This window comes from Candidatus Abyssobacteria bacterium SURF_5 (assembly GCA_003598085.1).
In the GTDB taxonomy this organism is placed as follows: domain Bacteria; phylum Abyssobacteria; class SURF-5; order SURF-5; family SURF-5; genus SURF-5.
Genome location: QZKU01000064.1, coordinates 20349 through 34056 on the forward strand (window position 1 = coordinate 20349; position 13708 = coordinate 34056).

Here is a 13708-nt window from a genome sequence, read left to right on the forward strand (position 1 = left end):
GAACCGATGCGAGCTGTAATCCAGCGGGTAGAAAGGGCAGGAGTCACCGTCGCCGGGACGACTGCCGCTGAAATCGGGCAGGGGCTGCTCGTGCTCCTCGGAGTGGGCAAAGAGGACGGCGAGGAAGACGCGCGTTACATGGCCGACAAGATATCGGGTCTCAGGATATTTGAAGACCCCGAAGGCAAAATGAATCTGTCGGTTCATGATGTGGGCGGATCGGCGCTCGTCGTCTCTCAGTTCACCCTGTTCGCCGACTGCCGGAAGGGAAGGCGCCCTTCATTCACCGAGGCCGGCGACCCGGACCTCGCGCGGCGACTGTATGCAATGGTAATTGAATTCTTGCGAAAGCGGCATGTCCCTACCGCCGAAGGTGTGTTTCAGGCTGCTATGCAAGTTGAGCTCGTAAACGACGGGCCGGTTACAATCCTCCTCGACAGCAAGAAGAGTTTCTGACACAAAGGAATAATTGGAGATGCCAAAGACAATCGATTCACCCTTCGAAACCGTTTATCTCGTCAACCACTCCCATATCGATCACACCTGGTGGAATTCTCCTGAAATATGCTCGCAGCGCAATGAAGAGATAATAAATGAAATTTTGTCGCTTGCGTCGGCTGAGCCGGAATTCAAATTCTCGTACGAAACAACCGCCGGCCTGGTTCGCTATCTGGAAAAGTATCCGGATCGAAAAGAAGAAATAGCCGTTCTCCTGCAACAGCGCCGCCTTGATGTGGGCGGCATGTTCGTCTCCGCAAACGATGACGTCTGCTCCGAGGAGGCGATCGTTAGAAACTTCTATTACGGCGCCGGCTGGCTCATAAAAACCTTCAATTATTCCCCCAAAGTGGCAAAGGAATTCGATACGCCCGGCCACCCAATGCAGCTCCCGCAACTCGTTCTCGATGCCGGAATGAAAGCGCTCGTGATCACACGAGGACCGCAAGGGGGGTTCTCCTGGACCGGTCCCGACGGTTCGGAACTCCTTACTTACTGCGTGCCCTACAATTGGTCCTACTGGCGACGGCTGGGGGTAGATTATGAGGAAACGGCAAAGAATTTGCCGACTGAACTGGCGCGAGCCGCTCAAAAATTCGGCGGTCCTGAACTCGTCATTCCCGACGGCGATGACATGACGCTCCCTAATCCCGCCCTGGTGGAAATCTGCAGGCAATGGAACGCGAATTATTCTCGTCCGAAACTTCGGCTTGCCACTTTCGACGAAGTCGCCGATATTCTTGCAAAACGTAAATTCCAGCCACGCTCTGGAGACATGCCCAATTTGTGGATTGTGATTCACACTTTGCAAGCCGAAACCACCCGTTACCTGAAGACGCTGCAGGGCATATTGCCCTCGGTCGAGGCTCTCTGCACGATCGAGTGCATTCTGAAGGGCGATTTTAAACGCTATCCTGCGGCCGGTATCGATGCGCTGTGGCAGCGCGCGCTACTTGCTGCCGATCACAATTGGGGCGGTAAAGACCAGGCCCGCGGCGGGGCTGAGGGCGATGAGCACAAGCGAAACCTCGTTCTAAAGAGCGTTCGGGAAGGTAAAGCGCTGACCGAAAACGCTTTCTTCGGCATTGCAAAGTCCGTGATGACAGCGGATCCGAAATTCGGGATGCCCGTCCTCGTCTTCAATCCTGGCTCGTGGAGACGCGACGATATCGTTTCCCTCGACCTGAATTGCGGCGTGACGGGCCTGCAGGCGATTGAGGTTGTGGACGCCGATGGCGCTCCCGTCCCCGCCGGCTACGAGGTTTCGGAACGGCACAAGGATGGTTCCATTCACCGCTTGACCGGCGAATTCCTCGGCCGGAACGTGCCTTCTTTCGGTTACTCGACTTTTTACATAAAGCCACTCCTGGAGAAAAAGGGCGACGAGCCGTGCCCGCAAGACGGACGTTCCATCGAGAATGAATTTTATCGGGTTACCTTCGCCGAAGACGGCAGGTGCATCGAGAGCCTTTATGATAAGGAATTCGATAGGGAGTTGGCCTGCCAGGCCGCGGCATCTTTCGGTCCGGTAGAGTTCGAGTTCGGCACGTTCGAGCTATTCGGGGTCGGCCTGAAGCTCTCCGTTCCCGACCAGAGCTATTTTGAGAATCCGGAAAATGAGGGTTCGGGCGAGTCCGTCGAGCCGACAGGGGAGCTTTTCCGCGCCGCCGATTCTCCCGCCAAAATCGGCTTCTCGTCCCGCGGAACTCTGTCGCGCTCGCTGACAGCCGAGGGCGAATTCGCCGGTTCAATCAGGCGCCAGAAGGTGGTTCTGTACGAGGGGCTGAAAAGAGTGGATCTCCATGTGGAACTCGATTGGAGCGGAAAGTCGAATGTCGCGCTGTTCCTGCAGATGCCAAACGCGCTGATGAATGGACAGAAATATATGGGCGTCCCATTCGCCGTCCACAGGGACGGCGATGAGTTAGCTGACTTTTGGGTCGAGGAAAACCTGCCCGTCAAATTCAAAATCCGCGGCATGCAGGATTGGCTTGCCTTCGAAAGCGAAGACGTTGGACTTGCAATCGCATCCCGGTGGCCCGTGGTCGATTTGACTGCCATCCCGGCATTCCCTCTGCTTTGGACCAACGACAACAGCGGATTCTTTTTCGGCGAGCGATACCGGCAAAAAGGAAATCACTGTTTTTCCTTTAGCCTGACCTCCTACAAAGGCTCATGGTCGGAGAACAACATCCACCTCTGGGGAAAACAATGGGCGAAGCCGCTGCTGAGTTACTCCGGAGACGCCTCACCCGAAACCGGCCGGCATTCCTATCTGTCGATCGATGCGCCCAACATCATTCTCTCCGCCTTCAAAAAGGCGCGGGACGAAGACGCAGTCATCGTCAGACTCTATGAGACGATCGGCAGAAAAACGAGCACCGAATTATCGACCTCATTCCCATTTCAAGAGGCGCGGGGTGCAAATATAACCGAAACTGCGTCAAAGAAGATTCCAGCGGCAAAAAAGTCAATCAAGTTGAAGTTCCGGCCCTTTGAAATAAAGACGATCAAGCTCGTTCTTTAGAGCACCCTCTTTTCTGCCATTCCCGCGGAACCTTGCCAAAGCTTTCTTTAGGCCGCGTGAGTCGTTCTTCAATTGTGCCCCACCTGTGTCCTTTTCCAAGAAGCAATGTTAGACTGAATTTATACATTCATTGCCACAGTCATACTTATCATGATCGGCAGGTGCACTTTGCTGAAATTCTATCTCGTTTTCGTCTTGTCACTCGCTTCCCTCGTCTCTGTTGGCTGTGCCCATGCTCAAACCGCGCCGGACTCTCTGCCGCCGGAACCCATTGAAATTGAGACGCCCGTTGAGGGCGAGATACTCCTCGTCCTTTCTTCTGATATCAGTCTTCCTCTTCCGGCGGAGATGGAGGAATCGGCATCAAGCGGAAATAATCTTTCTTCTCCAGGATCGAGATAGAGGGGCTGGCGAGAAAGCAGACCGCGGGGAGGTGACTGTCAAGTGTTCTGCCGCATTGAATGGCCCCGACGCCCACGAGCGTTTAGAGGCGTTACAGTGTTACGAGCTCCGTCCGCATCGTGAGAAGATCGAGAAAAGCAATCGTGCTCGTGCCTTCCAGCCACCCGCAGCACTCGCCGGGATTGATAAGAAGCGTTTTCCCTTCCACGATTTTCGCGCGGTGATTGTGTCCGCATATTACAACGTCGTATGCGCCTCGCGACGCAAGCGTCTCCGCTATATCCGGATAATGCGTCAGCGCGATCATCTTTCCATCCACTTTAAGCTGATGGATGCCGTCGTAAAGCTGACCGATCCCCTCATATTTTTTGGTCAACAATAATTTGTCGCCGTCGTTGTTGCCGAACACGCCGATCAGACCGCAGTTCAGACGCCCCAGTTCTCGTGCGGTAAACGGAGCGACGTAGTCGCCGGCGTGCAGCACGAGGTCTACACCGCGCCCAAGGAAACAGTCCACGGCTTTCTTCAGCATGATCATGTTGTCATGAGTATCCGAAAGAATTCCCACAAGCATTTCAGTATCCCCGCTTTTGCCTGGCCAGCCTCAACTTTGCTTGCCACCGGCCAAACAGCTCCCCGATCTCCCGAAATGTCACCTGCTCTTCTCCCCTTGGGAGCGAATCGAAATCATATAGAATGCGCTCGACCGATTCGCGCTCACCTTGCGGCAATGAGGTGAAACGCACGGGCGAGTCCAGGAGTACCCGCATCCATGCAAGGAATTGCCTGTTCGCTGCCAGAAAGGCTGAGGCGCGAGAAGCTGAAAGCCAGTGTCCGACAGTTTGTACCCGATCTCCTTCGGTTCCACACAAGGGTCGCCTGAAGAACCACGTGCGCCTGCCGTTGACGGTGCTGCACCCCAGCGGGTGAAGACGGCACATTGTCGGTCGATGATCATAAATGCTGCACAACCGTTTTCCCTCGCGGGCTTCCTCGAGAAAATGGCATTCCACCGCGTCGCTTGATCCTGAGCGGAATCGCAGAAAGGCCGCGGGCACGGTATCATCACGCGCCAGCCCAAAGATATCCAAAAAATCGGCTACGGGACCGAAGCCGAAGAGCCGCGCAAAGGACTCTTGCCTGATCTCAATTATCCCGCTCTTGAGCAAATCAGATGTCGTCCGTCCCGTCGCTTTCCGAAGCCTGAGAATATCATAGGGGCTCAGGACGATGGTGAAGGCGCCGCAGCACCGCCCGCATGCCTGACATTCGAACCGAAACGTGTCCTTCTTTCCGGAAAGCAGCCGAACAGTGTCCCCTGTGGCATTCATTGCAGTTTTGAAATCGATCCCCATCGAATTGTAATTATATACGAGATGGAAATGAACGGCAAAATGGTCCGCGGTTCATTGACACTGAAATACGCCTGTGCTAAAATTCGCTGAATTTTCAGGAGGAATTCTCATGAATGCAGAAATCATCATGATCGGGTCTGAACTCTTGTTAGGACAAATCATCGACACCAATTCCGCTTTTCTCGCGCAGGAACTGGCCAAAATCGGGGTCAACCTTTATTTCAAAACAACTGTGGGCGATAACCCGGTCCGAATGGCCGACGTTTTTCGGGCGGCCCTCTCGCGGTCCGATATCATCATCGCCTCCGGCGGGCTGGGACCGACCGAAGACGACTTGACGCGAGAGGTTGTCGCCGAGGTGATCGGCGAACCCCTGGAATTCAGGCAGGACCTGTTCGATCAAATCGAGTCCTTGTTCAAGCGGCACGGATTCACCATGAGCCCGAACAACCGCAAACAGGCTTTCATCCCCCGGAATTCACAGGCAATCGAAAATCCGGTCGGTACCGCGCCCGGGTTTATCGTCGAGAAACAGGGGCGACTCATCGTCACACTGCCGGGCGTCCCCCGCGAGTTGAAATTCCTGATGGAAACGGTTGTTATTCCCTTCCTTCGCGCACGGTTTTCGTTGGGTGAGACGACCATTGCTTCGCGCGTCCTCAAAATCTGCGGGATGGGCGAAAGCAGGGTTGACAGTGTGGTCGGAGACCTTATCAGGGAATCGTCCAATCCGACCGTCGGTATTCTCGCCGAACCGGCACAGATCTTGCTCCGAATCACGGCCAAGGGTGCAAGTCCTTCGGAGGCCAAAGCAAAAATCGCGGCCGTAGAGGCCGAAATCCGCAACAGGCTCGGCCGGCTCATTTTCGGGACCGACGCTGAAACACTGGAAGGTGTTGTAACGGCCCTACTTGTGAAGGATAAAAAGTCTGTGGCGCTCGTGGAGACCTTGACCGGCGGCGCGATTGCCCAAGGGTTTGTCTCCGCCGGAGGCAGCACGCTCACAGAATCATTTGTGGCTCTCGGTGACGAAGCTCGTCGCAGGATGGCCTCGATTGACGTGGCGGAATGGAATGAAGCCAGACGCAATCCAGCGGCCGTTTCCAAGAGACTCGCGGAAGGGATGCGGGCAAAAAGCGGCGCTGATATAGCCGCCGCATCTCTCGGAATTCTGCCGGGAAGCGATGAGCTTGAAGGAGATGACAAGGTGTCGGGTAAAACGTGTATCGCCGTCGCGTCCGAGAGCACAAGCACGGCATGGGAATTCCGTTTTGCAGGATCCGATCCGGTCAATCAGGTGCGTGCCACAGCCCTTACCATTGAAATGCTGCGGCGCTTCCTGATCGGATACGTTGACGACGAAATGCGAGCCCGGATGAAGTGACAGGAACAGGTAGTATGTATTGCGATCATTGCGGTGCGGAAAACAGGAATAACGCAAATTTCTGTCATAAATGCGGAACCGATCTGTCGGCCCTTCTAAAGAACGAGAAAAAAAGTGCAGTTGCCACACTCTCTGATGCCCCCGCTCCGCCTCCCGTGATCGATGAATCTACTGCGCGTGCGGGATTCCAACAGATCCTGAGCGGCCGCTATGAGCTGAAAGAATTTCTGGGACGCGGTGGCATGGGCATGGTCTTTCGAGGTTATGATAAACAGCTTGGAATGGACCTGGCCCTGAAGTTCCTCTTGAGCCGCTATGCCGACGACCTTGCTGCCATTGAAAGCCTGAAACGCGAGGCCAAGGCCGCAATGCGACTGGCGCATCCGAATATCGTGCGCCTCTATAATTTCGAAGACACCCCTCAGTTGAAGTACCTCTTGATGGAGTACGTCAGAGGAGAATCGCTGGCCGCGCTCGCCGCGAAAAGAACCAATCGCCGCTTGAGCGAACCGGAAGTGATTCGGTTCATGTGCGAAATCTGCGAGGCCCTCAGTTATTCCCATAAGGAGAACATCATCCACAGGGACATCAAACCCGGCAATATCCTCGTCACGACCGAGGGCAAGGTGAAACTCGGTGACTTCGGTATCGCTCTGATCAACGAGAAGGCCGTTGATCTGGAGACGGACGAAGTGTCCGGCACTCCTTCATACATGAGCCCCGAACAGACTCTCGGCCAGCCGCTCGATGGACGGACCGATCTCTATTCTCTCTCCATCACCATGTACGAGATGCTGGCCGGTAAACCGCCCTTTCGGGGGAAGCATTCGCGTTTCAATTACATCAGCATGGTCCCAGACCCCATCGAAGGCGTTTCCGACTGGCTCAACGCAATTCTCTTGAAATGTCTCCGGAAAGAACCGGAAGGCAGATGGAGCAGCGCGGAAGAACTGAGAGATGTTTTGCTCGGCAAGAAGGAGGGTGGCCTGGCGCTCAAGGCCAAATTTCGGCCGTGGTGGGTTGTGGCTGAAGACCTCAAGCGAAACGAACTCCCCCCAACCGCTCCCGACCCGGAGCCGAAGGAAGATATTGCTCCACCGGTATTGCCCCGGGCTGAAGTGCAGCGGACACTGGCGCCTTCTTCCGCCAGCCGCACAAAACAGCGGGTCGAAAAAGTCGGGCGGTACGCCGGCTTGCTGGAAAACGCATCCGAGCGCGATCAGGCCCGAATCGCTTACGGCACTACTGCCGGTATTATCGCCGGCATCCTTCTTTTCCTGATCTCCAAGGAAACGACCGGCATTCAGTCGCCACGGGTTTTCCTCCATTTCGGGTTTACGATATACGGAGGATTTCTGGGAGTCGCTGTGGGTTTCGCGCATAAGAAATTCATCCGGGGCGCTCTCTCGTTTTCTTTTGGCTTATTCGGGGGAATTCTCACGGGCCTGTTTATCCCAAACGGGTTGGAAGGCTCTCTGATTCAGGTCCAGCCGCCAGTGAGCGCGACCGCGTGCGCCGCCGTTATCGGAGCTTTGCTCGGAGTGGCTGACGGAATATACTGCCAATCGATCAACTATACCGTTCGGTGTGCCGTTTGGGGGGCGTTCGGGGGTGCCGCAGCAACCATTCTCTTCATGCTGATCCGGCACCTCTTCTCGGCCTTCTGGTCACCGCTCCCTCATTGGGTGATCCTCGGACTGCTGTTAGGGTTCTCCATTATGATGGGAATCGGATTGGCAAGAAAACCGGCAATAGAAAAGTATCCGAGCCAGCAGTAACGCGGACAATCAACCCGGGACACCAGCCATGATCCCTCTCCATTCGCTTCATCTTGTCGCTTCTGTTATATTATGAAAAGTCGAAAACACACGCGGAAGAAACTTAGGAAAATCGTGGTACAGTGGAGGGGTATATGAATCCTGAAATGAAAGTTGCCGCTTTTATGCGTTTTGAATATGTCGAGGGGGCGCTCGACGCGAAAACGCGGGAACTCGTCCTTCTCGCTACCGCGGCTATTACCGGCTGCACTCATTGAACGAAAGCTCACTTTGCAGGTGCAAAGAAAGCCGGCGCCTCCGAGGATGAAATCCGCGAAACCATGGCAATGGCGATGATGGCGGCAACCGGAAAGGTGCGCAATTTTTTGACCGATACAATCGAGGGTCTGGAACTGAAACGGAAAGAATAGATCGCCTCGTTCGATGTCCATCGAGAGAATTGACGTTCTGCGCAGTCGGCTGGCCGAAATGAATATAGATGCCGCCGTGCTGCTCTACTCGCGTGATCTGCTGTATTATGCCGGCGTCTCAATCCCAAGCATCCTTTTGATAACACCGCAGACGGCGCGTCTCTATGTTCGCCGCGCCATGGAATTCGCTCTGCATGATGCCACCGTCCCCGATGTGGTGCCCGACGGTAACTTCCGACAGGTGGCCGAACAACTGGCCTCCGAGAAACTGCAAGATGCCCGCATCGGCCTCGAACTGGACGTCATTCCCGCCGAATTGTTTCTGAAAATCCAATCGGAATTGACTGGCGCCGAATTGGTCAATATCAGCCCGCACATCCTCAATCAGCGGATGATAAAGGACGAGGATGAAGTGAAACTGGTGAAGGCCTCTGCCGCAATGATCGATAAAGCACAATCTCGCGCTCGCGAAGTCATTCGCGCGGGAATGCCGGAAATAGATATGGCTGCCGAAATCGAGGCGGAACTCCGCCGGAATAAGCACGAGGTCGTTCTGATCAACCGCAGATTCGACGCGCATACCTTCTACGGCATGATCGGGTCGGGCGAGACCCTCTCGCGCTTTGCAGGATTCGCCAATGTCGCCTCCGGCATCGGCCTCAGCCGCGCCATGAGGATCAGCGCGTGCGACCGGATCATGAAACGCGGCGACCTCGTGATGATCGATATCACCGGCTGCTTCCACGGATACATCACCGACGTCACCCGGATGTACGTGATTGGCCGGGCGACCGATATCCAGAAAGACGTCTTCAATGAACTGTGCGTCGTTCAGGACGAGATATTCTCCAGCATCCGGCCGGCAACACCGGTTGCCGACGTTTATGAATGCGGACGCGCGGCCGCGGAGAAAACGAAATTCGGCCCCTATTTCATGGGATATCACGAGAAAGGCAGATTTGTCGGACACGGAATCGGCCTCGAACTCGACGAGCCGCCCGTCATCGGGCCGGACGATCCCACCATAATACGGGAAAACATGACGCTCGTGGTCGAAATCAACACCATCATTCCCGGCTTCGGCGCCATCAAGCTGGAAGACTCGTTCATTGTTCGCTCGAACGGCATCGAGCTGCTATCGAATACCGAACGGAAACTGTATGAAGTGGATGTGTGACCGGAAAAGAAGAAAGGATCTCCATGAAACTTGATGCTTCAATTTTTGTCCACCCCTCGGCCGTCCTGCACGGAAACGTGACCGTCGGCAAGTACAGCAGCATCTGGGCGAATGCTGTTATTCGGGCCGATTTCAATACCATCGCCATCGGGCGATACACAAACATCCAGGACCACGCCACAATCCATTGCTCTCCGACCAACCCTACCGTCATCGGCGACTTTGTCACCGCCGCACACTCCTCTATCATGCACGCGTGCACGGTCGGAAACCGCGTGATGATCGGCATGGGAGCCACCATCCTGGATGGCGCACGGATCGGCGACGGCACCATGATCGCCGCCAATGCGCTCGTTCGCGAGAATATGAACGTCCCTCCAAACTCGCTTGTCGTCGGGGTCCCCGGCAGGATCCTCGAGGGAAAAGGGCGGCCGGAATTCATCGAGCAGAACGCGATCTCGTATTACGTCCTCTCCCGAAAATATATGGAAGGCGTAGATTCGATCTCGCCCGCCGAATTGCTCAGCCTGATGCAGAAATTCGAGGCGCAGGATTAATTCACGCTTCCAGAGCACTCGATCCGGACAAGAGCGTCTTCCTTTACCTCGAATTCCACCGGCAGGAACTGCTTTATCACATGCATGTTCGTCTTTGCGTGGCCGGTCAATCTCGGCGTGGTGATGACCGACCTCCCCTTCGCGAGAGCCATAAAGAGCAGAAGTTGATCCGAGAGATGCTCATCGACCGCAGCGCCGGATCGCACTGTCTCAATGAGGGCATTGGCGGCTTCTTCTCCAACCTGCTCCGACGGTTTTCCCCTCTCGCCGATTGAGTCGCCCCCGATTATCGCTCTCGCTCCTGTCTCCGCCCACAGAACGATTCCCGATCCCGGACAGACCGCATCAACATATTCTCTTTCAACCTGCGCCTTCAGGCCGGCCTGTCCGAGCGTCTGCCCGGCCGCCCGCGCCTGCCTGTCGGCCACTTGCGCCTTCTGGAGGTGAGTACTTGCAACCGATATCCCTCTGACGATGCTTGCCTCTCCCGGCTCAGTCAGAACAAGCGGGCGACGGTAACGGCTGGGATGCCCGGTTATCTTTACACGCGCTCCGCCCTTGGGGAAAAAACCGTGCCGCGCTATTTCCAATTCGGCCGGGTATCCCATGCTCTCCAGAAGCGGCAGCAGCACGCGCTGAATTGCCGGCAGGGGAGGAGCCCACCGCGCAAAAGTGGCGCCGCCAAGAATGCTCACCCTCACGTCGGTGTCCGCCAGGCAAATCGGCGCGCTGACCGATTGGAATAATAGACCGATCGCGCCGGCCGTCGCTATAGTCACAGAGATATCTCTCGGTTGTATTCTTCCCGGATGCATTTCGATTTCAGTCGAGCCCGTAAAGGCATTATCCAATCGGCCCGAGCAGAGCAAAGCAACCGCCTTCAAACTCTCCAGATGCTGAGTCATCAGGCCGGGCTTCGATCTGCCGGCCCTGACATTAAACACCCGCACCGGCTTTCCCGTTATCGCAGAAAGCGCCGTAGCTACGCGCAGGATTGCGCCGCCGCCCTCAAGATATGAGCCGTCAACCTCGATCATTTATGCCCGCCTCAATTTCCTTAATCCTAAAATACAATCCCTTACTATACTATCATCTCGAAATCCCGAATGCCGACGGCATAAAAATCCTGCAACTGCGACCACCTGCAGCAGCGGAAGCACTTGACGCGCTGTGATCTGTATTATATAGTTGTCGGGTATTTCTGAATTATGAAAGATGGAGGATTCGCATGGACACCATTCAAAAAACCGTCGATGCGCTTACGGCAAACAACATCGAGTGCATTCTCGTGCAGACAAAACAGGAAGCTCTGGCGAAGACGCTCGAGATGATTCCGGAAGGCTCGACCGTCGGCCTTGGCGGATCGGTTACGGTCGAACAAGTAGGATTGCTCGAACGGCTCCGTTCCGGCAAGTATACCCTGTATGATCAGTATGAGGCAGGCATCGATATGCCTGAGAACATGAAGCGCAGGAAACAGGGCCTTACAGCTCAATTCTTTGTCGCCGGCACAAACGCGATAACCTCAGACGGACAACTTGTGAATGTGGACGGGCTTGGCAATCGGGTCGCCGCGCAAGCCTTCGGGCCGGAAAAGGTTATCCTGATTGCCGGAACAAATAAGATCGTCAAGGATGTCCATGACGCATTTGATCGGCTGCAGAATGTTGCGGCTCCCACAAATGCGAAGCGGGTGAATTACATGACTCCCTGCCAGGAGACCGGCGTCTGCATCGATTGCGACTCGCCCATGCGCATCTGCAATATCTATACGATCATCCGTAGAATGATGTTCCCCGGCCGGCTCACGGTGATCCTGGTGAACGAATCGCTCGGTTATTGAAAGCGCGGCCGAAAGAGTTCGCACAGAGGAGCAACAAGAGTGAATGAAAAGGCGCCGCAGGTGGATTATACCGCACTGCGCAATTTTGCAAACCAGGTCCCGATGTACAAACTCATCGGGATGGAAGTGATCGATGTCGGTCCCGGTTATTCTCGATTCCGCCTTCCATTTCGCAAAGAGCTTACTCAGCCGTTCGGAGTAATGCATGGTGGCGCATTGGCCAGCGTCGCCGATTCCGCCGTGGCCATCGCCTTGTGGGGGCTCCTCGGTGCAGACAAAATATTTACAACAATCGAGATGAAGATCAACTACATTGCCCCAGTCGGCTCGGGAGAAGTAATAGCGGAAGGGAAAATAATCCACTGCGGCCGGCGGACCGCAATCGGGGATGTTACCGTGAAGGATCAGAACGACCGGCTGGTCGCCAAGTGCCTCGCTACTTATATCATCTTGCCCGCCGAAAACAGCTCGGCAGCGCCTCCCATATGGAAGGGGAATTCCTGATCGTCACAGGGTCGGAATCGGACCGATCAGTTCCTCCGCATTCTTCCATAGTAAGCGATCCCGCAGCCATTGATCGCCTTCGGTCAGCCTCAGCGCCACCGCGAGCGAGTACCGTTGCCTGCCGAATGGCCAGTCAGTCCCGAAAACTACCCTGTCGCCGCCCACTTTTTCGACGGCGCGCCGGACGGTTCGCACCGGTTGAAAACTCGTCTCCAGATATACATTCTCGAAAACCTGCGCTATCTCTATCGCTGTCCGGGCTTCAAACATCCCCATGTGCCCGAGGATGAATTTCACCTTCGGAAAAGAAGCAATTATTTTTGTATAATTCGGCAGGCGCCCGAATGCTTCGGCCTGTGATTCGGGAACGTAATATGTGGTTCGTCCTGAATGAAACAGTATTGGTAGATTATACTGACTGAATTCCTCGATGACCTCAAAGCATTCCTTGCTCTCCGGATGGAAATCCTGGATGATCGGGTGCAGCTTCAATCCTCGGCATCCCGCTTCAACATAGGTTCTCAACCGCTCGACTCGTTTCGGATCCCGCGGGTCGACCGAAGCAAACGGAATCAGGCAACTGCTTTTGCCGGTGTGCGACAGAAGCTCCTGCGTGCTCCCATACGGTTCAATCGGATGACACACACTGAAGGATACGTTATTCTCTTTCATCTCCTTCTGCAGGTCGTCGGCGTTCGCCATCGCGTTCCGCCATTGCGTTTCACGCGCTATCCTTTTTCTGAGAAGACGGTAAACCGGGTCCTCTGATTTGCCATGAGGAGCCGGCCAATTGAATTTCTGCCATTCGAAGAGACGAATCAGCACCCCATACGAGGGCTCTATATCAGAGCCGCCGGAGAAAAGAATGTCCTGCGCGTGCGTGTGCATGTCTATTATCTTCACTGCCGTCTCCTCACTGTGCTGCTCAAGCTCCGCCTCTTTATTCCCGCTTTGTTCATTCCCGCGAACGAGCGGAAATCCATCTTCAACCGGTGATCCCGCCTGCGATCATCCGTAGTTTAGCTGATTGCCTGTCCTATTGCAATAAGGGAGGATAAACCCAAATAGGCTCAGACGGTAAAAGCGGAAGAAGGCACACAAGCGGCGGCAGACCCCAGCGAAAACGCGCAGCCCCAGCGATTCCGCAAACCGGGTGGGGAATTCCCACATAAGGTCTTGAGTTGCCTTAAGTAATCCCACCAGCAGATTTCTTGAGCAAAGTCGCGATCAAAAAAAGCACTTGACATTTCTCCGAATCTGTTATATAATAATA

15 protein-coding genes are annotated in these 13708 nt (G+C 55.0%); 11 read left to right on the plus strand and 4 right to left on the minus strand.

Annotated features, from left to right (window positions below; genetic code table 11):
- Positions 1–6 precede the first annotated feature (6 nt).
- From C4520_09160 to C4520_09170, 3 genes are all read left to right on the plus strand, one after another.
- Entirely contained in the window at positions 7–456 is a 450-nt protein-coding gene (locus C4520_09160) for a D-tyrosyl-tRNA(Tyr) deacylase (protein ID RJP21815.1), read from the plus strand.
- Between the two features lie 19 nt (positions 457–475).
- Positions 476–3025 (plus strand): hypothetical protein, encoded by a 2550-nt coding sequence (locus tag C4520_09165; protein ID RJP21816.1) that lies wholly within the window; start codon positions 476–478, stop codon positions 3023–3025.
- Positions 3026–3175: 150 nt separating this feature from the next.
- Positions 3176–3427: a hypothetical protein gene (locus C4520_09170; protein ID RJP21817.1), complete on the plus strand. Its 252-nt coding sequence runs from the start codon at positions 3176–3178 to the stop codon at positions 3425–3427.
- Between the two features lie 91 nt (positions 3428–3518).
- Here the strand turns inward: C4520_09170 and C4520_09175 are convergent, their stop codons facing one another.
- Together C4520_09175 and C4520_09180 are read right to left on the minus strand one after the other, a co-directional pair.
- A complete protein-coding gene (locus C4520_09175; GenBank protein RJP21818.1) occupies positions 3519–4001 on the minus strand; it encodes a metallophosphoesterase in 483 nt (160 codons plus the stop codon).
- 1 nt (position 4002) lies between these two features.
- The gene (locus tag C4520_09180) at positions 4003–4782 is read right to left on the minus strand and encodes a YkgJ family cysteine cluster protein (GenBank protein RJP21819.1); all 780 of its coding nucleotides are present in this window, start codon (positions 4780–4782) and stop codon (positions 4003–4005) included.
- 109 nt (positions 4783–4891) lie between these two features.
- Between C4520_09180 and C4520_09185 the strand changes: the two genes are divergently transcribed.
- The 6 genes from C4520_09185 (at position 4892) to C4520_09210 (ending at position 10088) form a co-directional block, all read left to right on the plus strand.
- A complete protein-coding gene (locus C4520_09185; GenBank protein RJP21820.1) occupies positions 4892–6166 on the plus strand; it encodes a CinA family nicotinamide mononucleotide deamidase-related protein in 1275 nt (424 codons plus the stop codon).
- A 14-nt stretch (positions 6167–6180) separates the two neighbouring features.
- Entirely contained in the window at positions 6181–7944 is a 1764-nt protein-coding gene (locus C4520_09190; GenBank protein RJP21829.1) for a serine/threonine protein kinase, read from the plus strand.
- 134 nt (positions 7945–8078) lie between these two features.
- Positions 8079–8201, plus strand: a complete 123-nt coding sequence (locus C4520_09195; GenBank protein RJP21821.1) for a hypothetical protein — start codon at positions 8079–8081, stop codon at positions 8199–8201.
- Positions 8202–8264: 63 nt separating this feature from the next.
- On the plus strand, positions 8265–8354 hold the full coding sequence (locus C4520_09200; protein RJP21822.1) for a hypothetical protein: 90 nt from the start codon (positions 8265–8267) through the stop codon (positions 8352–8354).
- A gap of 13 nt (positions 8355–8367) precedes the next feature.
- Positions 8368–9531, plus strand: coding sequence for an aminopeptidase P family protein (locus tag C4520_09205; GenBank protein RJP21823.1), 1164 nt, complete (start codon positions 8368–8370; stop codon positions 9529–9531).
- Positions 9532–9554: 23 nt separating this feature from the next.
- Positions 9555–10088, plus strand: coding sequence for a gamma carbonic anhydrase family protein (locus C4520_09210; protein ID RJP21830.1), 534 nt, complete (start codon positions 9555–9557; stop codon positions 10086–10088).
- On the opposite strand, the gene C4520_09215 is transcribed toward C4520_09210, so the two are convergent.
- Positions 10085–11125 carry an RNA 3'-terminal phosphate cyclase gene (locus C4520_09215; GenBank protein ID RJP21824.1) on the minus strand — a complete coding sequence of 347 codons (1041 nt, stop codon included), beginning with the start codon at positions 11123–11125 and terminating at the stop codon, positions 10085–10087. The two genes, C4520_09210 and C4520_09215, sit on opposite strands and share 4 nt — an antisense overlap.
- 191 nt (positions 11126–11316) lie before the next feature.
- Here C4520_09215 and C4520_09220 point away from each other — a divergent pair, with 191 nt between their 5' ends.
- On the plus strand, positions 11317–11931 hold the full coding sequence (locus C4520_09220) for a lactate utilization protein (GenBank protein ID RJP21825.1): 615 nt from the start codon (positions 11317–11319) through the stop codon (positions 11929–11931).
- A gap of 39 nt (positions 11932–11970) precedes the next feature.
- Positions 11971–12435 (plus strand): PaaI family thioesterase, encoded by a 465-nt coding sequence (locus C4520_09225; protein ID RJP21826.1) that lies wholly within the window; start codon positions 11971–11973, stop codon positions 12433–12435.
- A gap of 3 nt (positions 12436–12438) precedes the next feature.
- On the opposite strand, the gene C4520_09230 is transcribed toward C4520_09225, so the two are convergent.
- Positions 12439–13338, minus strand: a complete 900-nt coding sequence (locus C4520_09230) for an amidohydrolase (GenBank protein RJP21827.1) — start codon at positions 13336–13338, stop codon at positions 12439–12441.
- Positions 13339–13708: the final 370 nt, after the last annotated feature.

Excerpts from the sequence above, each read along its gene's own strand:
- C4520_09190 (RJP21829.1), top strand. The coding sequence starts at position 6,181 with ATGTATTGCGATCATTGCGGTGCGGAAAACAGGAATAACGCAAATTTC.
- C4520_09195 (RJP21821.1), top strand. The coding sequence starts at position 8,079 with ATGAATCCTGAAATGAAAGTTGCCGCTTTTATGCGTTTTGAATATGTC.
- C4520_09165 (RJP21816.1), top strand. The coding sequence starts at position 476 with ATGCCAAAGACAATCGATTCACCCTTCGAAACCGTTTATCTCGTCAAC.
- C4520_09170 (RJP21817.1), top strand. The coding sequence starts at position 3,176 with ATGATCGGCAGGTGCACTTTGCTGAAATTCTATCTCGTTTTCGTCTTG.
- C4520_09205 (RJP21823.1), top strand. The coding sequence starts at position 8,368 with ATGTCCATCGAGAGAATTGACGTTCTGCGCAGTCGGCTGGCCGAAATG.
- C4520_09185 (RJP21820.1), top strand. The coding sequence starts at position 4,892 with ATGAATGCAGAAATCATCATGATCGGGTCTGAACTCTTGTTAGGACAA.
- C4520_09160 (RJP21815.1), top strand. The coding sequence starts at position 7 with ATGCGAGCTGTAATCCAGCGGGTAGAAAGGGCAGGAGTCACCGTCGCC.
- C4520_09175 (RJP21818.1), bottom strand. The coding sequence starts at position 4,001 with ATGCTTGTGGGAATTCTTTCGGATACTCATGACAACATGATCATGCTG.
- C4520_09200 (RJP21822.1), top strand. The coding sequence starts at position 8,265 with ATGGCAATGGCGATGATGGCGGCAACCGGAAAGGTGCGCAATTTTTTG.
- C4520_09215 (RJP21824.1), bottom strand. The coding sequence starts at position 11,125 with ATGATCGAGGTTGACGGCTCATATCTTGAGGGCGGCGGCGCAATCCTG.
- C4520_09180 (RJP21819.1), bottom strand. The coding sequence starts at position 4,782 with ATGGGGATCGATTTCAAAACTGCAATGAATGCCACAGGGGACACTGTT.
- C4520_09210 (RJP21830.1), top strand. The coding sequence starts at position 9,555 with ATGAAACTTGATGCTTCAATTTTTGTCCACCCCTCGGCCGTCCTGCAC.
- C4520_09220 (RJP21825.1), top strand. The coding sequence starts at position 11,317 with ATGGACACCATTCAAAAAACCGTCGATGCGCTTACGGCAAACAACATC.